Origin of the sequence: Saccharopolyspora sp. 6M (assembly GCF_020176775.1) — a bacterium.
Lineage (GTDB): Bacteria > Actinomycetota > Actinomycetes > Mycobacteriales > Pseudonocardiaceae > Saccharopolyspora_C > Saccharopolyspora_C gregorii.
This window is the reverse complement of sequence record NZ_JAIUJZ010000054.1, coordinates 1-19,446: the sequence shown is the minus strand read 5'-3', so window position 1 is coordinate 19,446 and position 19,446 is coordinate 1. Positions and strand designations below refer to the sequence as shown.

Genomic DNA, 19,446 nt, shown 5'->3' with positions numbered 1-19,446 from the left:
GCCGAGCGGCGGCGGCCCCGGGGCGCGGGCGGGGGGGGGGCGCGGGGGGCGCCCCCCCCCCCCCCCCCCCCCCCCCCGCCCCCCCCCCCCCCCCCCCCCCCGCCCGCCCCCCCCCCCCCCCCCGCCGCGGGGGGGGGGCCCCCGCGGCGGGAAACCGCAGGCCGCCGGGTGTCCGGTGTGCACCGGTCGGTCGCTTCCGGGCGGCAGCGGTTCCCGCCGGGGCGGCACCGCGGTCGGATCCTCACAGCTCCAGCACGAGCTTCGGGCTCCGCGCCCGGCCCACGCAGATGAGCATGGTCCCCTCCTCGTCGTGCTCCGCCGGCGACAGGAGCGTTCCCCGGTGGTCCGGTTCCCCCTCCAGCACGCGGGTCTCGCACGTGCCGCAGTAGCCCTCCTGGCAGGACGACGGGATGTCCGGGCGGACTTGCTGCACGGCCGACAGCAGGGACTGGTCGGCGGCGACGGTCACCGTCGTCCCGGTCTCCCGCAGCTCGACCTCGAACGCGGAATCGCCGGTCGGGTCGGGCGCGTCCCCGGCGGCGGCGAAGCGCTCCACGTGCAGCCGGTCGGAGATCGCCGTTCGCTCGCACGCCGCGGCCACCGCGTCGAGCATGGCGGCGGGCCCGCAGCAGTACAGCCTGGCCGTCGCGGGCAGTTCGGCGACGATCCGCTCGACGTCCGGCCTGCCCCGCTCGTCCTCAGGCACGATCGAGACGCGGCCGGGGTGCGCGGCGGCCAGTTCGGCGGCGAACGCCATCGCCGCGCGGGTCCGCCCGCCGTACACCAGCCGCCAGGGCGCGCCGCGCCGGTGCAGCTCGTCGAGCATCGCCTTGATCGGCGTGATCCCGATACCTCCCGCGAGCAAGACGTGCTCGGGCGCGTCGTGCAGCGGGAAGTGGTTCCGCGGGGCGGATCCGGTGATCTCGTCTCCGACGCGCAGCCGGTCGTGCAGCTCGACCGATCCGCCGCGGCCGGTCGCCTCGCGCAGCACGCAGACGGTGTAGGCGCGCCGGTCCCCCGGGTCGCCGCACAGCGAGTACTGCCGCACCGCGCCGGACGGGAGCCGCAGGTCGAGGTGCGCGCCGGGTTCCCAGCCGGGCAGTTCGCCGCCACCGGTGGCGGTGAACTCCAGCAGCAGGACCCCGTCGGCCACCTCGGACCTGCTTCGCAGCGTCAGCTCCAGCGGAGCGCTGGTCGCGGTCATCGTGGTGCTCGCCTCCTTCGTCGGGGGCGGGCGGCGCGGGAGGGCCGCGCCACCCGCCGCGCGGTCAGCGGGTGTCAGACGTCCGTCGGCCGGTCGCGGGAGACGCGGATCATCGCGGTGATCAGCTCGTCCCGGCGGCGGGACAGGGCGTCGACCGATTCGGCCGGGGCGAGCCCGCGCACCAGGTTCCGCGCGGTGTCCGCGTCCAGGTGCGGGCGGCCGAGGTCGTCGAACCACCGGTTGAAGCTGTCCGCGTAGCGCTCGCAGAAGGCGGCGAGACCGCCTTCCCCCGCGCCCAGGTGGAACAGCAGCGTCGGCCCCATCGCCGCCCAGCGCAGGCCGGGCCCGGCGGAGACGGCGGTGTCCACGTCCGCGACGTCGGCCACCCCCTCGTTGACGAGGTGGACCGCCTCGCGCCACAGCGCGGCCTGCAACCGGTTGGCCACGTGCCCGGGCACTTCGCGCTTGAGCTCGATCGTCACCTTCCCGACCGATTCGTAGAACGCGCGGGCCCGGTCCACCGCACCCGGCGCGGTCCGGTCGTTGCCCACCACCTCGACCAGCGGGATCAGGTGCGGTGGGTTGAACGGGTGGCCGAGCACGAACCGGGAGGGGTCGCGCCAGCCGCCCTGCATCTCGGTGAGGGTCAGCCCGGATGCGGACGACGCCACCAGCGCGCCGTCGCCGAGGGCGGGTTCGATGGCCGCGTAGAGCTCGTGCTTGATCGCGATCCGCTCGGGAACGCTCTCCTGCACGAATTCGGCGCCCTCGACGGCGGTGAGCGCGTCCCGGGTGAACTCCAGCGCGTCCGGGTCGCCGCGGTCGGCCAGACCGAGCTCGGTCAGCACGGGCCACGCGGTCGCCACCGCCCGGCGGACCCGCTGCTCCGCGGCCGGGTCCGGGTCGAACACCGCGACCGGCCTGCCCGCGGCGAGGAACAGCGCCGTCCAGCTCTGCCCGATCACCCCGCCACCGAGGCTCGCCACCCGGCCGGTGCCGGAACCTCCTTCAGAACCCGACATGGTCCGCTCCCTTCAAGGCGAGGCGGCGGCGGGCTTCGGCCGGGGTCGCGACCGAGTGCCCGAGGGATTCGACGATCCCGCGGATCTTGCGGACCTGGTCGGCGTTGGACGCGGCCAGCTCACCGGGACCGATGAACAGGCTGTCCTCCAGCCCGACGCGGAGGTTGCCGCCGAGCATCGCCGCCTGGGTGGCGAACGGCATCTGGTGCCGCCCGGCGGCGAGCACCGACCACTCGTAGGAGTCGCCGAACAGCTTCTCCGCGATGGTGTGCAGGTGCAGGAGGTTGTCCAGGTCCGCGCCCGCGCCGCCCAGGACGCCGAAGACCAGCTGCACGAAGAACGGCGGCTGGACCCAGCCCTGGTCCACCAGCCACGCCAGGTTGTAGAGGTGACCGAGGTCGTAGCACTCGAACTCGAACCGGGTGCCGTGCTCCCCGCCGAGCTCCTTCACGATGTGTTCGAGGTCGGCGAAGGTGTTCTTGAAGACCAGGTCCCGCGTCGATTCCAGGAATTCCGGTTCCCAGTCGTGCTTCCACCGGTCGTGCTTGCGCGCCATCGGGAAGATCCCGAAGTTCAACGAGCCGACGTTGAGCGAGGCCATCTCCGGCGAGGTCGCCTTCGCCGCGCGCAGCCGGTCGTCGCGAGACATGCCGAGCCCGCCGCCGGTGGAGATGTTCACGACGGCGTCGCACTCGGCGGCGATGCGCGGCAGGAAGTTCTGGAACAGCTCCGGCCGCGGGTCGGGCCGCCCGGTCTCGGGATCGCGGGCGTGCAGGTGGACGATGGCCGCGCCCGCTTCGGCCGCGTCGACGGCGGCCCGGGCGATCTCGTCCGGGGTGATCGGCAGGTGCGGCGACATCGTCGGTGTGTGGATGCCGCCGGTCGGTGCGCACGTGATGATGATCGGTTTCGGCATGCAGCCTCGATCCTGTCGGGGGCCGGCGGTCAGGAGGTGGGGCGGTTCGCCGCCATCGCCGCGTAGGCCTCCAGCACGAGCCCGTGGAAGTGGTGGACGCCGTGCTCGGACAGCCCCGGCTGGCGCTCCGGGTCGTAGACGATCCGGCCCTGGTCGAACGCCGGTGATTCCATGCCCCGCTGGACGCTCTCGACCAGGTCGATGTCCTGCACCTGGAGCACGTCGTCGATGTAGTCGACGGATTGCTGCTCGACCTCGGTGAGTTCGGTGCTCTCCAGGTAGAAGTCCCAGGTCTCCAGGCTGCGGTCCGGTCCCGCGGGCAGGATCTGGAACACCATGAAGTTGCCGCGCCCGGGATAGCGCAGCAGGCAGGTGTTCGGCCAGAGCCACCACACCGCGTGCTCGGTGACGGTGGCGCCCGAGACGTCGTAGGCGGTGTTCGCGGACTTGCCTGCGTCCGCGAAGTGGCTCGACCAGATCCCGTGCGTCTTCACGTCGTAGGTGTCCATGTCGACCAGCGACACGAACTCCTTGTGCGCGACGTGGCAGTGGTAGCACTCCAGGAAGTTGTCGATGACGTTCTTCCAGTTGGTCTTCACGTCGTAGTGCAGGCGCTTCGCGTGCGTGAGCCCGGCGATGTCCGGGGCGCGTTCGGTGATCTGGGCCGCGAGGTCGGGGGCCTGCTCGGCCAGCGGCGCCGCCGACGGGTCGAGGTTGACGTACACGAACCCGCAGAACTCCTCCACCTGGACCTGGTCGAGGCAGATCTCCGACTTGTCGAACGCCATCCGGTCCGTCTGCCGCGCGCCGACGAGCGCACCGGTGAGGTCGTAGGTCCACGCGTGGTACGGGCAGACGAGGGTGCGGGCGGTGCCCGAGCCGGACACCAGTTCGTGCGCGCGGTGCTTGCAGACGTTGTAGAAGGCGCGCAGCCGCCGCTGCCGATCGCGCACGACGACGATCGGGCGTTCCGCGACGGTCGTGGCCACGTAGCCACCGGGTTCGGCCAGCTGCTCGACGTGGCAGACCCACTGCCAGGTGCGGCTGAAGATCGCTTCGAGGTCCGCGCGGTGCCACTTCGGATCGGTGTAGGCCTCCGCCCGCAGCGACATCGAGCGGCCGGGATCCGCGTCGTAGCCCTGCGAGACCGACTTGAGTTCGTCCGTGGTGAGAGTCGTCATGGCCACGACCATAGGGCTGTTTGTACGACCGTTCAATGCCCTGTTCTATTTCAAACCGCCGACACGTGGACGTTTTCCCCTCCACCGCAAGCGGTTCCAACTGCATCGATGCCGCATTGCTGGACATGCGTTCAACGTATGGACCATGATGGCCGCGAGCGAGACGACGGCCGGGAGGACGATCATGACCGAGTACGCAGTTGTCGACCCCGCGAGCAGAGAGCTGATCTCCACGACCCCGGTCGACTCCGACGCCGCGCTCGCCACCGCCCTGGGGACCGCCGCGGAAGCGCAGCGGTCGTGGTTCCGCACGACCACGGTGCGGCAGCGGGCCGAGCTGGTGGCACGGGTCGGTGACCTGCACGCCGAGCACCGGCGGGAACTCGCGGACATCATCGTCCGCGAGATGGGCAAGCCCGTCGACCAGGCGCTCGGCGAAGTCGACTTCTGCACCGACATCTACCGCTACTCCGCCGAGGTGGCGCCGTCCTGCACCGCCGACGAGGAGATCATCGTCGACTCCGGCCGCGCGCTGGTGCGCACCCAGCCGCTGGGCGTTCTGCTCGGGATCATGCCGTGGAACTACCCGGCGTACCAGGTCGCCAGGTTCGCGGCGCCGAACCTCGCGCTGGGCAACGCGATCCTGCTCAAGCACGCCCCGCAGTGCCCCGAATCCGCCGCCTTCCTGCAGGAGTTGTTCCGCGAAGCGGGCCTGCCGAGCGGTACCTACACCAACATCTACGCCGACACCGACCAGGTCGCGCGGTTGATCGCGGACCCGCGGGTCGCCGGGGTCTCGCTCACCGGGTCCGAACGGGCCGGACGCGCGGTGGCCGAGATCGCCGGGCGCCACCTCAAGAAGGTGGTGCTGGAACTCGGCGGCTCCGATCCGTTCGTGCTGCTGGGCAGCGACGACCTCGACGCCGCCGTGGCCGCGGCGATCGCCGCTCGGATCGACAACGGCGGGCAGGCCTGCAACGCCGCCAAGCGCATCATCGTCGCCGACGACCTCTACGACGACTTCGCGGACCGGTTCGTCCCCGCCTTCACCGCCATCGAACCCGGTGATCCGACGGCGCCCGGCACCGCGCTCGGCCCGCTGTCCTCGACGGCCGCCGCCGACCGCCTGGAGGAGCAGGTGCAGCGCGCCGTCGAGCACGGCGCGACCGCGCACCGGGGCGGGACTCGGCGCGGGAACTTCTTTCCGCCGATCGTGCTCACCGGGGTGGAACCCGCCAACCCGGCGCACCACGAGGAGTTCTTCGGTCCCGTCGCCGTCCTCTACCGCGTCCCCGACGAAGAAGCCGCGATCAGCACCGCGAACGACACGCCCTTCGGCCTGGGCTCCTACGTCTTCACCCCCGACCACGAGCAGGCGATGCGCGTGGCCGACCGGCTGGAAGCGGGGATGGTGTTCGTCAACGAGGTGGGTGCGGAGAGCGCGGAACTGCCGTTCGGCGGGGTGAAGGCCTCCGGCACCGGTCGCGAGCTCGGCCGCCTGGCGTTCGCCGAGTTCGTCAACAAGAAGATGATCCGCGTTCCCTGACCGGCCGCCGGCCGGGAGCGGCGCGGGGGGATCGTCGCCTGCGCAGCACCGAACGCGGCGCCGGAGGCCGCGAGCCGGGCACGGCGTCCGCGGCCCGGCGTCCGCGAGCCGGACCCGACGTCGGCGAGCTGGGCACGGCGTCCGAGAGCCGGGCACGACGCCCGCGCGCGCCTCGGCATCGGCGACCACCACCCGGCGCTCGGGTACCGGCTCCCCCGCCGGACCCGGGCCGCAGCCGCGCCGCGGCGGACCGGCTGAGACCTGGCTCACCTCGCGCCCGGGCGGGGACCGGATGATCGCCACGAGGTACCGGAACCGGTATCTTCACCCGTGGCATCGAACGGGACGTGGAGCGCGACAGTGAGAGCAGGCGGACCGCCGGAGCGGGGCATCGACCAGTCGACGGCCAGCATCGCCCGGGTCTATGACGTCTTCCTCGGCGGCAAGGACAACTACGCGGTGGACCGGGAGGTCGCCGGTGCGGTGATCGACCAGATCCCGCAGACGCTGTCGTTCGCCCAGGAGCACCGGGCGTGGCTCATCCGGGTGGTGCGCTTCCTGGCGAAGGCGGGGATCGATCAGTTCCTGGACTGCGGTTCGGGCCTGCCCACGCAGGAGAACACGCACCAGGCCGCGCAGCGGTTCAACCCCGAATCCACCGTCGTCTACGTGGACAACGACCCGATCGTCGCCGCGCACGGCCGCGCGCTGCTGGAGGAGAACTCCCGCACCCACTTCGTCGACGGCGACCTGACCGAACCGGACCGGTTGCTGGCCGACCCGCGGATCACCGACCGGCTGGACCTGAGCCGCCCCGTGGCGCTGATCCAGTGCTCGACGATCCACCACGTCACCGACGAGCAGCGCCCGCACGAGATCGTGCGGCGTTACGTCGACGCCCTGCCCTCGGGCTCCTATCTCGCGCTGACCCACTGGCACGATCCCGCGGACGGCGGTGCGGGCAGCGGCATCGCCCGCTACATCTCCGAGACGTTCCGGAACAGCTCGATGGGGTCGGCCAACTTCCGCTCCCGCGACGAGATCGAGCGGCTGTTCGACGGGCTCGAATTCGTCGAGCCCGGCCTGACCCTGCTGCGGGACTGGTGGCCGGACGGCCCGAACCTCGCCCCGGCGGAACCGGTCGACGAGATCGTGCTCGCCGGGGTCGCCCGCAAACTGTGATCACCACCGCGGCGGGGTCCTCGCCGCGCTCGTCCTGCCCGCGGCCCTCCATCCGGCGAGGTGGTGCTTGCGCTCGCGACCGAGCGGTGCGGGTCAGCCGGGCCGGTGCCCGGGGGTGCGGGCGGTGGCGGTGTTGCGCGCGGCGAGCAGCGCGAACGCCCGGGTGAGCTCGGGCGGGTGGAGCACGTCGACGTCGGTGTCGAAGCGGTTCAGCGAGGCCGCCAGCGCCACCCAGGACCAGGAACCGACCTCGATGCCGCACCGGTCCGGCCCGAGGTCTTCGACGATCCCGTCACCCGCGAACGGGAGGACCTCCCGGGCCGGCCGGTGGAGCACGACCTTGCCCGTGCAGGGCCAGCGGTTGTGCTCGGCGGAACCCTTGAAGCGGGCGGAGACGTACTCGGCGACGTCCCCGCCCGGGATCGGGCGCGGGGTGAACCGCGGCCCGGTGGGGGTGCTCGGCGTGACCCGGTCGGCCCGGAACAGCCGCCAGTCCTCGTGGTCGAGGTCCCAGGCGACCAGGTACCAGCGCCCGTGCGAGGTCACGAGGTGGTGGGGTTCCACCCGCCGCCGCGGGCCCGGTTCCGCGGCGGCTTGCGGCCGGCTCGCGTAGTCGAAGCGCAGCACCTCGCGGGCGCGGATCGCGGTCGAGACCGCGAGCAGCACCTCGGGCGGCGCGTCCCCCGCTCCCCCGCCGCCGGGGAGGGCGGTGAAGGTGAGCGCGTCGAAGCGGTGGCGCAGGCGGGAGGGCATCACCTGCCGCACCGTGGTCAGCGCGCGGACGGCGGGCTCCTCGATGCCCGCCCCGGTGGCGGTGGCGGCCCGCAGGGCGACGGCGAGCGCGATGACCTGCTCGTCGTCGAACAGCAGCGGCGGCAGCTCGTCCCCGGCGTCGAGGTGGTAACCGCCCTCCGGGCCCATCGTGGCCCGGATGCGGTAGCCCATCTCCCGCAGCCGGTCGACGTCGCGGCGCACGGTGCGCGGGCTGATGCCGAGCCGGTCCGCGAGCAGGGAGCCCGGCCAGTCGCGCCTGGTCTGCAGCAGCGACAGCAGGCGCAGCAGGCGCGAGGTGGTCGTGGTCATGGGATAGACCCTAGTTCTCCGTGTAGGACCAGAACCGACCTATACGGCGGCGAGGGTGGGTCTCGACCGGGAGAGCCCCGGCGAGATCCACACTCGGGAACGCACATGACCCTGACCACGACCACCCACCTCAACTTCCGCGGGGACGCCCGCGCTGCGCTGGAGTTCTACCGGTCTGCCTTCGGCGGCCGGCTCACGATCACGACCTACCGCGACGTCGGTGCCCCCGGCGACGCCCCCGGTGCCGACGACGTCGTCTTCGGACAGGTCGAGGCCGACAACGGCTTCCGGGTGATGGCCTACGACGTCCCCGGCGTCCGGGACGGTTCCGCGGCCGCCACCGGTTCCACCCGCCGCGAGAACGGCGCGACGATCACCGACCAGCCGTTCTTCGTCTCCGTGCGCGGCAACGGGCTCGACGAGGTCCGCGCCTGCTGGGAGAAGCTCGCCGAGGGCGCCTCGATCGTGGAGCCGCTCGCCGCTTCGGCGTGGAGCCCGGGCTTCGGCATGCTCACCGACCGGTTCGGGGTGACCTGGAGCATCGACGTGGCCGCCGCCCGCGACGCCGCGTGACCGCGCGGGGGGGGGGGGGGGGGGGGGGGGCCCCCCCCCCCCCCCCCGCCGCCCCCCCCCCCCCCCCGGCGCCGGCGGGGGGCCGGGGGCGCCCCCCCCCGGCCCGGGGGGCCCCGGGGGGGGGGGGGGGGGCCCCCCCCCCCCGGGCCCCCGTCGCCCGGAACCCTCCGCAGCCCCGTCGAACGGACAGCACCCATGAAGACGCGCCCCCTCGGTCGCACCGGAATCGCCGTGAGCCCCTACTGCTTGGGCACCATGATGTTCGGCCCGGCGGGCAACCCCGATCCCGCCGACTGCCACCGCATCGTCCACCGCGCGCTGGACGCCGGGATCAACTTCATCGACACCGCCGACGTCTACGGGTACGGCGCCACCGAGCCGATCGTCGGAGCGGCCATCAAGGGACGGCGCGACGAGGTCGTGCTGGCGACGAAGTTCGGCGGGCCGATGGGCGACGACCCGAACCGGCGCGGCGCCTCCCGCCGGTGGATCGTCACCGCCGTGGAGGAATCGCTGCGCAGGCTCGACGTCGACCACATCGACCTGTACCAGATCCACCACTTCGACCCGGCGACGGACCTGGAGGAGACCCTCTCCGCGCTGACCGGCCTGATCACCAGCGGCAAGGTCCGCGCCATCGGCTCGTCCGGCTTCCTCGCCGCGGACCTCGTCGAAGCCCACCTGGTCGCCGAACTGCGGGGCCTGGCCCGCCTGCGCACCGAGCAACCCCCGTACTCGATCCTGGCGCGCGGCATCGAACGCGAGGTGCTGCCCGTCTGCGCCCGGTACGGGATGGGCGTGCTCACCTGGAGCCCGCTGTCCTGGGGCCTGCTCACCGGGAAGTACCGGCGGCCGGGCACTCCCGTCTCGCCCGGCCGCGCGCGGTGGGGCCCGCGGCACATGACCGACGAGGCCAAGCACGCCGCGGTCGAGCGGCTCGCCGTCCTCGCCGAGGAGGCCGGGATCTCGTTGACGCACCTGGCGATGTCGTTCGCCACCACCCACCCGCACGTCACCTCGGTGATCATCGGGCCTCGCACGCTGCCGCAGCTCGACGACCTGCTCGCCGGGCGCGACGTCGTGCTCGACGACGAGGTCCTGGACCGCATCGACGGGATCGCCGCGCCGGGGACCGACACCGGCGTCACCGACGTCGGGTACCGGCCCGCGCCCCTCGACGACGCCGCGCTCCGCCGCCGCCCGCCCCGGGACCGCGGGGCGCGGTGACCCCGGTCCGGGAGGGCAGGCGCAGACCGTCCACATCGGACCGCGTTCCGGGGCGGCCCTCCGGTCGAGGAGCCGGGTAACGCGCCGCCCGGTCGTGGCGGGGGTGCCGGACCCGAGAGGTCAGCGGCGGATCCGAGGGCACCGGTCGTGGCGAAGCGGACGTTCCACCCCCGCTTGTGGCCTGGCCACAGGTCGATCGGCGCAACTCTGGAGGCGCACCCAAAGTCCTGCGCTGTGCCCGTAGTCACACTCATCCGAGCAGATCGACTCAACGGGGAGCGAGGAAGCCATGTACGACCACATCGTTGTCGGCGCGGGTTCGGCGGGGTGCGCGTTGGCCGCCCGACTGACCGAAGACCCCGGCGTGACCGTGGCACTGGTCGAAGCCGGAGCGGCGGACACGGCCGACGAGATCCACATTCCCGCGGCGTTCAGCTCGTTGTTCAAGAGCCGCTGGGACTGGGACCTGGACACCGAGCCGGAACCGGAGCTCGGCGGGCGCCGCGCCTACCTGCCGCGCGGCAAGATGCTCGGCGGCTCCAGCTCGATGAACGCGATGATCTACATCCGCGGCAACCGCGCCGACTACGACCAGTGGGCGGCCGACGGGGCCACCGGCTGGAGCTACGACGAGGTCCTCCCCTACTTCAAGAAGGCCGAGGGCAACGCGCGCGGCGCCGACGACTTCCACGGCGCCGACGGACCGCTCACCGTGTCCGAGAGCCGGTCGATGAACCCGCTCTGCGACGCCTGGGTGGACGCGGCCGTCGAAGCCGGCTTCCCGCACAACGAGGACTTCAACGGCGCCGACCAGCTCGGCGTCGGCCGCTTCCAGGTCACCCAGCGCGAGGGCATGCGGTGCAGCACCGCGGTCGCCTACCTGCGCCCGGCGCTGGAGCGGCCCAACCTGACCGTGATCACCGGGGCGCTGACCCGCAAGGTGCTCTTCGAGGGCAACCGGGCCGTCGGCGTGGAGATCAGCCGCGACGGGCAGGTCGAGGAGCTGCGCGCCGAGCGCGAGGTGATCCTCAGCGCGGGCGCCTACGGTTCCGCGCAGCTGCTGCTGCTCTCCGGCGTCGGCCCGGCCGCGCAGCTCGCGGCGTTCGGCATCCCGCTGCTCGCGGACCTCCCCGTCGGGGAGCGGTTGCAGGACCACTACATGGTGATGCTCAACTACCTCACCGACCGCGAGACGCTGATGACGGCGGCGAGCCCGGAGAACGCCGCGGTGACCCGCGAGACCCTCGTCGAGATCGGGCCCGGCGACGTGGTGATGGGGTGCCTGCCGCTGTTCCACGTCTTCGGGCTCACCTGCGGGCTGATCGCCTCGGTGCAGGCGGGGGCCTGCCTGACGCTGATCGCGCGCTTCGAGGGCGCCAAGGCGCTGGAGGTGATCGAGCGCGATCGCGTCACGGTGTTCGAGGGCGTGCCCACGATGTACTCCGCGATGCTGCACGCCGCGGGCGACGCCGACCTCACCACCGTGCGGTGCTGCATCTGCGGTGGCGCACCGCTGCCCGTCGAGCTGCTGCGGGCCTTCGAGGAGACCTTCGGCTGCGTGATCCTCGAAGGCTACGGCCTGTCCGAGAGCTCGCCGGTGGCGTGCTTCAACCACCCCCACCTCGAACGCAAGCCCGGTTCGATCGGCGTGCCCGTGCGGGACGTCTCGCTGCGCGTGATCGACGACGGCGGGCGCGGCGTCCCGACCGGCGAGGTCGGCGAGATCGTGATCAAGGGTCCGAACGTGATGAAGGGCTACTGGGGGCTCCCCGAGGTCACCGCGGACACGATCGTCGACGGCTGGCTGCGCACCGGGGACCTCGCGGTCTGCGACGAGGACGGCTACTTCACCATCGTCGATCGGAAGAAGGACATGATCATCCGCGGTGGCTACAACGTCTACCCGCGGGAGATCGAGGAGGTCATCTACGAGCATCCGGCCGTGGCCGAGGCCGCGGTGGTCGGCGTGGCGCACCCGGAGCTCGGCGAGGAGGTGGTCGCCGCGATCGCGCTGAAGCCGGGTGCGATGGCGACCGCGGACGAGATCCGCGAGTTCGTGAAGGCCCGCGTCGCCGCGTACAAGTACCCGCGCCAGGTCTGGGTCACGGCGGAGCTGCCGAAGGGGCCGACCGGCAAGCTCCTGCGCCGCGAGGTCCGCACGGCGCGGCCCGCGGAACCCTCCCCCAACCCGGCCTGACGCGGCCGCGCCGCCGCCGCGCATCCGCCGCGGGGGCCTCGTCCGCACGCTCGGCGGCGCGCCCGCGCGGGAGCGGGGAAAACGCTCCCGTCCGCCGGGGCGCACGCCGACGGCCGGGCCGAGGACGCCCGGGAGCCGACCGCGCCCGCCGCACCGGGTGCTGCCGGAACGCGGGCGGGTGCGGTGGTTAAGATGCCCGTGGTTGAGCAGTCAGCCACCCAGGATCAGAACCGGTGCCGGTCCGGCGTCGCTGATCCGTGCGCGATGCGGAACCCGTTCCCGGGCCGTCCCGTCGCGGGGCGGAAGCTGCGCGCTGACCGGGGCGAGACCACAGTGGAGCGCGCAGCACATGACCACCCCGGACCCGACCGAGAACCCGACCGAGACCGGTCACCGAGCGGAATCGGCACCACCGCGGTTCCGCGTGCAGGTCTCGTACCCCGACCGCGAGTCGATCGTCGTCGAACCCGGCGGGGAGATCGACGCCGAGACCATCGACCATCTCGAAGAAGTCCTGTGGCCGCGCCTGTCGGCCCAGGTCCGGACCATCGTCGTCGACCTGAGCGGCGTCGGTTTCCTGAGCGTGGCGGGGATGCAGCTGCTGAAGCAGGCCCACCTGGACGCGCGGTCCCGCGGGGTCGAGCTCCGGCTGGTGACCGCGCACCGCGAGGTCACCCACGCGCTGGAGGTGGCCGGGCTCGACACCGCGATGCGGTGCTTCCCCACCACCGCGCAAGCCCTGGCCCGCTTCGACGAGGGCTGAGCCGCGGCGCGGGCCCGCGTCACCGGCCGCACGACCGGCGGCGCGGGCCACCCGGGCGGTCCTGGTCAGCAAACGGCGAGTTCGGCCAGCAGCGCGGCGGTGAGGGCGGAGCGTTCGAGCATGCCGCTGATCGTGGCGTGCTCGGTGCGGGCGTGCGCGCCGCCGCCGACGGCGCCGAGACCGTCGAGGACCGGGATCCCGGCGGCCACCACGAAGTTCCCGTCGCTGGCGCCGCCGACCGCGACCTCCCGCAGGTCCACGCCCAGTGGTTCGGCGCAAGCCCGCGCCAGGGCGAAGAGCTCGCCGACCTCGGGGGTGCGCTCGAACACCGGCCGGTTCCAGTCGCCGGTCACCGCCAGCTCCACGTCGGGGTTCACCGGCCGGAGGTCCGCCAGCAGGGCGGTGATGCGGCGGCGTTCCGCTTCCCCGCCCACCCGCACGTCGATCCGCGCGGTGGCCCGGCCCGCCGTCACGTTGGCGCCGGTGCCGCCCTCGATCACGCCGACGTTCACCGAGGTGCCGGCGTCGAGGTCGGTCCACCCGTGCAGGCGCAGCACCTGGTGGGCGAGTTCCTGGATCGCGCCGGCGCCCGCGGCCGGGTCGAGGCCGGCATGCGCTTCCTCGCCGGTCGCGGTCACGGTGAACAGGCCGACGCCCTTGCGCGCGGTCTTGAGCGCACCGTCCGCGCTGGCCTCGAACACGAGGGCGGGCCGGGCCTTCGCGGCTTCGGCGACGATGACGTCCGAGGACGCGAGGCTGCCGGTCTCCTCGTCACCGTTGAGCACCAGCGTGAACGCGGGCCGCGGCAGCCCGAGCGCGTCGAGGGCCCGCACCGCCCACACCGCCTGCACGAGCCCGGCCTTCATGTCGAACACGCCGGGGCCGGTCATCCGGTCGCCGTCGACCTGGAACGGCCAGTCGGCGAGGGTGCCGGTGGGCCACACCGTGTCGTAGTGCGCGAGCAGCAGCACCGGCGAGCCGGTGCCCGCGTAGTGCCGGACCAGCACGTCACCGGTGGCCTCCCGTGGCAGCCATTCGTCCGAATTGGACGGACCGAGCCTGCGGTCGAGCCAGTCGCGCACCCAGTGCAGGCAGGTGTCGAGCGCGGCCAGGTCGTCGCTGGAGCTCTCGTGCCCGACGTACTCGGCCAGGTCGGCGATCATCTCGTCCCGGTGCGCGGCCAGCCAGGCCGCCACCCCGGTCACGCCGGGCTCCGCACGAGCTCGCCGAGTTCCGCGATGCGGCGCTCGGACATCGAGTCCGGGTCCGCTTCGAGTTCGCGGAGCACGCCCAGCAGCGCCCGCAGCCCCGGCGCCGCCACGCCGACGCGATCGGCCTCGTCGAGCACGGTGGCGTAGTGCGTGGTCACCTCGACCGCGCGCCGGCGCACCGCGAGGTCGCGCCAGATGCCGCTGCGGTTCTTCGGCTGGGTGCGCAGCCAGGAGGTGAGCCGTGCCAACGCCTCCGCCCGCGTCCCCGCACCGGCGCCCCGGGCGAACGCGTCCGGCTCGAACGCGTCGAACGGTTCGAGCCGAACGCGCAGCGCGCGGGCGACGTCGAACACCTCCGCGGCCAGCGCGCACATCGTCTCCGGGTGCCGGTCGATCAGGTCGGCCATCGCGTCGTCGGCGAGCGCGGTCGCGGCGAGCATCGCGCCGAAACCGGCCTTGGCCCACAGGAAACCTTCGACGTTGTCGCTGACCTGCGCGGGGCCCCAGGCGCGCAGGTCGCGGGCGAGCAGCCGCACCCGATCGGACACCGCTGCGCCACCGGGCTCCCCCACCACCAGCGCACCGGAACCGCCGTCGGAGATCACCCCGGGCGCGGTCCGGTCGGCGAAGATGTTGACGAACGCCGCGATGGTGCGGGGCCAGCCGATCCGCTCGGCGAGCACCGGCTCGTTGAACCCGTTCTGGACCGACACCACGTAGCCGTCGTCGGCCAGGCGCGGGGCGACCCAGTCGGCCGCCGCCCCGGTGGCCTGCGCCTTGACGGCCAGCAGGACCCGGTCGAGCCGGCCGGTGAAGTCCGCGGGCGTGGTCGCGCGCACGGGGACCTCGCCCCGTCCGCTCGGGTGGTCGAGGCGGAGCCCGTGGGCCCGGACTGCGGCCACGTGCTCGGGGTCGGCGTCGATCACGGTCACCGGGTGCCCGGCCCGCGCCAGGTGGTAGGCGAGGGTGCCCCCGATCGCGCCACCTCCCAGCACGGCGTACGAAGCACGGCTCATCCCTCGCGTCCTTCCTGCTGTTCTTCCTGCGGTGGCCACAACTTCGGCAGGTGCGCCGCCCCGGCACCGGAGCCGCCGTCCACGCGCACGACCTCGCCGGTGATCCACGACGAATCGGGGCCGGCCAGCCAGCGCACGGCGCGCGCGACGTCCGCGGGTTCGCCGGGCCGCCCGAGCGGGTTCACCGACACGGCCGCGGCGTAGTCGTCGGCGACCGGGTTGCACTCGCTGCCGACCGCCACGAAACCGGGGCTGACCGCGTTGACCCGGATGCCGTGCGGGCCGAGTTCGAGGGCGGCGGCCCGGGTCGCCATCTCCAGCGCCGCCTTCGAGCTGGCGTAGGGCCCGCCGCCCGGCCGGGTCCGCAGCGCCGCCCCGGAGGAGATGTTCACGACCGCACCGCCGCGTCCCGCCGCGATCGCGAGCTTCGCGAACGCGGTGGTGGCCAGCACCGGGGCGCGCACGTTCAGCGCGAACACCCGGTCCCACCGCCCGGCGTCCACGTCCAGCATGTCCAGCGAGGGGTAGATGCCGGCCGCGTTGACCAGCACGTCCACCGGCGCCCGGCGCCACGCCTGGTCGAGGACCTGTTGCGGCGCCCCGGGTTCGGCGAGGTCGGCGGTCACCGGGGAGCCCGGTGCCGCGGCCAGCCGCTCCCCGTCGATATCGACGGAGGTGACCGCGCAGCCCTCGCGGGCGGCGAAATCGGCCGCGATCGCGCGCCCGATCCCGCTCGCGGCACCCGTCACGAGCACGTGGGTCATCACGCGAACTCCCGATCCTTGGTCTCCGGCATGGAAAGGTAGATGACGAGCGAGATCAGCGCCGCCCCGGACACGTACAGCCACAGCAGGTCGTGGTGCCCGATGTCGTTGAGCCAGGTCGTGATGTACGGCGCGGTCCCGCCGAACAGGGCCACCGACAGGGCGTAGGGCAGCGCGATCCCGGTCGCCCGGACCTCCGGCGGGAACTGCTCGGCCATGATCACCGCGCAGTTCGCCGAATAGCCCAGCACCAGCAGCATTCCGGCCAGCTGCACCGCGAACACGCTCAGGAAGCTGTTCTGCAGCAGGTGCAGCAGCGGCCACGACAGCACCACGAACCCACCGGCGAACGCGGCCAGCGTGGGCTTGCGCCCCACCTTGTCCGAGAGCAGGCCGACGAACGGCAGCAGCACCACGAACACGACCAGGCACAACGTCTGCGACAGCAACGCCTGCGAGAGCGGGATCCCGGTCACCAGGTTCGCGTAGGTCGGCAGGTAGTTGACCCAGATGTAGTAGGTCAGCGTGCCCGCGACGGTGATGCCCGCGACGCGCAGCGCGGCGACCGGGTGGTCGACGAACATCGTGCGCAGCGGGTTCGCCTTGGTCCGCCCGCTCGATGCGGCCGTGGTGAACGAGCCGGTGTCCTCCACCGAGGTCCGCAGCCACAGCCCCACCAGGCCGAGCAGGCCGCCGAGCACGAACGCGGCTCGCCAGCCCCAACCGTGCAGGGCCTCCTCGCTCAGCGCCGAGGTCGCCACGGTGCCGATCAGGGACGCGATCAGCACGCCCCCGGCGACCGAGACCTGTTGCCAGGAACCGGCGAACGCCCGCCGCCCGGCTCCCGCGGACTCCACCAGGAACGCCGCGGAGGAACCGAATTCGCCGCCCGCGGCGAAGCCCTGCAGCAGCCGGGCGAGCAGCAGCACCACCGGCGCGAGCAGGCCCACGGCCGCGTAGGTCGGGGTGAGCGCGATCAGGAACGACGCCCCCGCCATCAGCCCGATGGTGAGCGCGAGGCCCTTCTTGCGCCCCTGCCGGTCGGCGTAGGCGCCGAGCACCGCGGCCCCGATCGGGCGCATCACGAAGCCGATCGCGAACACCGCCAGCGTGGACAGCAGCGCCACGGTCTCGTCGCCCGCGGGGAAGAACTCCACCGCGATGATCTTGGCGAACACGGAGTACAGCGCCCAGTCGACCCATTCGACCGTGTTGCCGATGGTGCCCGCGACGATCGCCTTGCGCTGGGCGGGGGTGGTCTTCGCGGTGGCGACCGCTGCCGAGCCGATCATGGTGTCGCTCCAAGGGGATCGAGCCGCCCGAGCTCTGCGCGCGCGGTGGCCGCGAGCTCGGCGTGGGTGGCGAACCAGACGTCGTGGTGCGCCCCGATGTGGTCGAGCAGTTCCCGCAGCACCACCAGCCGCGAGCGGTGGCCGATGACGTGCGGGTGCATCGTCAGCTGGAACACGCCGCCGGTGCGGTGGGCCGCGTCGAACTCGTCGGTCCAGATCTCCAGCACGTCCCGCGGGCGGGTGTGCGGGCGAACAGAGCCGTAGCGGTCCATGGTGAAGTACGGGGCGTCGTCCCGGATCCAGTCGACCGGGATCTCCACGAGCCCGGTCGCCGCGCCGTTCGCCACGATCTCGTACGGTTCGTCGTCGGCCATCAGCGACGAGTCGTACTCGAACCCGAGCTCGCGGATGACGTCCAACGTGGACTCGCTGAAGTCCCAGGACGGGGTGCGGATCCCGACGGGCCGGACGCCGGTGAGCTCGGCGAGGGCGTCGATCGCCCGGACGTTCAGCGCCTTCTCGTCCTCCTTGCCCAGCAGGGTGTTGCGCTCGTGGATCCAGCCGTGCACCCCGATCTCGTGCCCGGCCGCCGCGTAGTCCTTCGCTTCGCCGGGGTGCAGCAGCGCGGACACGCCGGGCATGAAGAACGTCGCCGGTGCGCCGAAATCGGCCAGCACCTCCAGGACGCGACCGGCCCCGACGCGCGATCCGTACTCGCCCTGCGCGAGCCGGCCGGGGCTGGTCTCCGCGTCCCGCAACGGGATCGTCTCGTGATCGGAGTCGAAGGACAGCGCCACCGCGACGCGCGCGTCGCCCGGCCACCGCCGCGGGACGAGCCGCCGCCCGGCGCGCACCGCCTCGACGTGGCCCCGCCAGGTGTGCTCCGGCCACTGCCACGCCGGAGCCGGTTCGGTTGCGGACACGGGTCCTCCCTCAAGCTCGGGGTCGTTCGAAGCCGCCCACCGGGGTCCAGGCCCGCTTGAGGGTGGCCAGGTGCAGCGTGATGTCCGAGGCGTGCAGCCCCGGCAGGGTGCCGATGACCTCGTCGGTGTAGCGGAAGAGGTCCGCCTTGGCGGGCAGCACCATCTGCCCCACCAGGTTGAACCGGCCGGTCGCGGCGGCGAGGAACTTCGTGCCGGGATGGGCGGCGAGCTGCCGCCCGGCGGCGTCGAGCCGTCCCGGGTGGATCGAGAGCCACAGCATGAACTCCACGCCGTAGCCCAGGACCCCGGGTTCGACCAGCGTGCGGAACTGGACGCTGTGCGAGGTCAGCAGCCGGTCCAGCGCCCGCGCCGCACCGGATTCGCTGCAACCGAGGCGCCGGGCGAGCACGCTGATCGGGAGCCGCCCGTCGCGGGCCAGCTCCTCGGCGACCGAGCGTTCGAGCTCCCCCATCGCGCGCGGCGGCCGGCCCCAGTCCGCGCGTTCGTAGGCCGGGGTCGGCGACCGCCGGAGGTCGTCCGCCGCTTCGTCGGGCAGCAGCCCGGTGTCCCAGGCGGGGGCCGTGGTGAAGGTGCGGATCACCGCGACGCTCTCGGTGCCCGCGATGAGCCCCGCCCCGGGCAGGTCGGTGAACAGCAACCGCAGCAGCTGGTCGTTGTCGTGGGCGACGAAGTCGACGATCAGGTCGGCGGTGCCGGTGACCACGGCGAGGAACCGGGCTTCGGGGTGGGCGGCCAGCAGCTCCGCCAGTTCCCACCCCGTGCCCGGTTTCGCCTGGATCCGCACCAGCATGGAGGAACCCGCGGCGGTGCGGTCCAGGTCGATGACACCGACGACCCGCACCAGCCCGCGTTCGAGCAGCGCGGTGAACCGGCGCTGCACGGTGGTCTCGCTCGCCCCGGCCCAGCGCGCGATGGCGCTCCACGGCGCGCGGCCGTTGAGCTGGAGCGCGGCGATGATGCGGCGATCCACCTCGTCGACCGGCTCGGCGCGGTGCCCTGGATTCATGCGGCGGAACGCTAGACAGCGAGCGGCACCCGGTCAACGCGGGAATCCTGCACCGGAGCCGGTGTCGGCGGGCCATGCTCCCGAACCTCGCGCCCGATCGCGCGGAAACCCGCAGAGCGACCGGCCCGGCCCGGTCACCTCGGACGCGCCGGATCCCACCAGGTGATCGGCGAAATTCGTTCCGAACCTGTCCGCGGGTGGCCGGTCCGCGGGTGGCCGGTCCGCGGGTGGCCGGTCCTCCGGGGGCGGAGCCCGTCGCGGGGGGGGGGGGGCCGCCCCCCCCGGGGGGGGGGGGGCCCCCCCCCCCCGCGCCCCCCGG

General features: G+C 73.2%; 17 protein-coding genes. 6 read left to right on the top strand and 11 right to left on the bottom strand.

Features of this window, described 5'->3' with window-relative positions:
• Positions 1–241: 241 nt before the first annotated feature.
• From LCD31_RS09395 to LCD31_RS09380, 4 genes are all read right to left on the bottom strand, one after another.
• A complete protein-coding gene (locus LCD31_RS09395; RefSeq protein WP_224957353.1) occupies positions 242–1,204 on the bottom strand; it encodes a PDR/VanB family oxidoreductase in 963 nt (320 codons plus the stop codon).
• Positions 1,205–1,278: 74 nt separating this feature from the next.
• A complete protein-coding gene (locus LCD31_RS09390; RefSeq protein ID WP_224957352.1) occupies positions 1,279–2,226 on the bottom strand; it encodes a 3-hydroxyacyl-CoA dehydrogenase NAD-binding domain-containing protein in 948 nt (315 codons plus the stop codon).
• Positions 2,213–3,142: a 3-keto-5-aminohexanoate cleavage protein gene (locus LCD31_RS09385; protein ID WP_224957351.1), complete on the bottom strand. Its 930-nt coding sequence runs from the start codon at positions 3,140–3,142 to the stop codon at positions 2,213–2,215. The genes LCD31_RS09390 and LCD31_RS09385 overlap by 14 nt, the downstream gene beginning before the upstream one ends.
• Before the next feature lie 29 nt (positions 3,143–3,171).
• Positions 3,172–4,323: an aromatic ring-hydroxylating dioxygenase subunit alpha gene (locus LCD31_RS09380; RefSeq protein ID WP_224957350.1), complete on the bottom strand. Its 1,152-nt coding sequence runs from the start codon at positions 4,321–4,323 to the stop codon at positions 3,172–3,174.
• A gap of 184 nt (positions 4,324–4,507) precedes the next feature.
• Between LCD31_RS09380 and LCD31_RS09375 the strand changes: the two genes are divergently transcribed.
• Together LCD31_RS09375 and LCD31_RS09370 are read left to right on the top strand one after the other, a co-directional pair.
• On the top strand, positions 4,508–5,869 hold the full coding sequence (locus LCD31_RS09375) for an NAD-dependent succinate-semialdehyde dehydrogenase (protein WP_224957348.1): 1,362 nt from the start codon (positions 4,508–4,510) through the stop codon (positions 5,867–5,869).
• 360 nt (positions 5,870–6,229) lie between these two features.
• On the top strand, positions 6,230–7,051 hold the full coding sequence (locus LCD31_RS09370) for an SAM-dependent methyltransferase (protein WP_224957346.1): 822 nt from the start codon (positions 6,230–6,232) through the stop codon (positions 7,049–7,051).
• 93 nt (positions 7,052–7,144) lie between these two features.
• Here the strand turns inward: LCD31_RS09370 and LCD31_RS09365 are convergent, their stop codons facing one another.
• A complete protein-coding gene (locus LCD31_RS09365) occupies positions 7,145–8,134 on the bottom strand; it encodes a YafY family protein (RefSeq protein WP_224957345.1) in 990 nt (329 codons plus the stop codon).
• A gap of 105 nt (positions 8,135–8,239) precedes the next feature.
• Here LCD31_RS09365 and LCD31_RS09360 point away from each other — a divergent pair, with 105 nt between their 5' ends.
• From LCD31_RS09360 to LCD31_RS09345, 4 genes are all read left to right on the top strand, one after another.
• A complete protein-coding gene (locus LCD31_RS09360) occupies positions 8,240–8,707 on the top strand; it encodes a VOC family protein (RefSeq protein ID WP_224957344.1) in 468 nt (155 codons plus the stop codon).
• 195 nt (positions 8,708–8,902) lie between these two features.
• Positions 8,903–9,934 carry an aldo/keto reductase gene (locus LCD31_RS09355; protein ID WP_224957343.1) on the top strand — a complete coding sequence of 344 codons (1,032 nt, stop codon included), beginning with the start codon at positions 8,903–8,905 and terminating at the stop codon, positions 9,932–9,934.
• A 289-nt stretch (positions 9,935–10,223) separates the two neighbouring features.
• Positions 10,224–12,131: a GMC family oxidoreductase N-terminal domain-containing protein gene (locus LCD31_RS09350; protein WP_224957342.1), complete on the top strand. Its 1,908-nt coding sequence runs from the start codon at positions 10,224–10,226 to the stop codon at positions 12,129–12,131.
• A 349-nt stretch (positions 12,132–12,480) separates the two neighbouring features.
• Positions 12,481–12,894: an STAS domain-containing protein gene (locus LCD31_RS09345; RefSeq protein WP_224957341.1), complete on the top strand. Its 414-nt coding sequence runs from the start codon at positions 12,481–12,483 to the stop codon at positions 12,892–12,894.
• Between the two features lie 65 nt (positions 12,895–12,959).
• Here the strand turns inward: LCD31_RS09345 and LCD31_RS09340 are convergent, their stop codons facing one another.
• From LCD31_RS09340 to LCD31_RS09315, 6 genes are read right to left on the bottom strand one after another with little or no spacing between them, the layout of a single operon-like run.
• Positions 12,960–14,099, bottom strand: a complete 1,140-nt coding sequence (locus tag LCD31_RS09340; RefSeq protein ID WP_224957340.1) for a M20 family metallopeptidase — start codon at positions 14,097–14,099, stop codon at positions 12,960–12,962.
• Positions 14,096–15,121: a ketopantoate reductase family protein gene (locus tag LCD31_RS09335; protein WP_224957339.1), complete on the bottom strand. Its 1,026-nt coding sequence runs from the start codon at positions 15,119–15,121 to the stop codon at positions 14,096–14,098. Before LCD31_RS09335 ends, LCD31_RS09340 begins: the two co-directional genes overlap by 4 nt.
• Positions 15,118–15,885, bottom strand: coding sequence for an SDR family NAD(P)-dependent oxidoreductase (locus LCD31_RS09330; protein WP_224957338.1), 768 nt, complete (start codon positions 15,883–15,885; stop codon positions 15,118–15,120). The genes LCD31_RS09335 and LCD31_RS09330 overlap by 4 nt, the downstream gene beginning before the upstream one ends.
• Positions 15,885–17,177: an MFS transporter gene (locus LCD31_RS09325; RefSeq protein WP_224957336.1), complete on the bottom strand. Its 1,293-nt coding sequence runs from the start codon at positions 17,175–17,177 to the stop codon at positions 15,885–15,887. Before LCD31_RS09325 ends, LCD31_RS09330 begins: the two co-directional genes overlap by 1 nt.
• On the bottom strand, positions 17,174–18,100 hold the full coding sequence (locus LCD31_RS09320; protein ID WP_224957334.1) for a polysaccharide deacetylase: 927 nt from the start codon (positions 18,098–18,100) through the stop codon (positions 17,174–17,176). The genes LCD31_RS09325 and LCD31_RS09320 overlap by 4 nt, the downstream gene beginning before the upstream one ends.
• Before the next feature lie 10 nt (positions 18,101–18,110).
• Positions 18,111–19,127, bottom strand: a complete 1,017-nt coding sequence (locus LCD31_RS09315) for an Lrp/AsnC family transcriptional regulator (protein WP_224957332.1) — start codon at positions 19,125–19,127, stop codon at positions 18,111–18,113.
• Between the last annotated feature and the right edge of the window lie 319 nt (positions 19,128–19,446).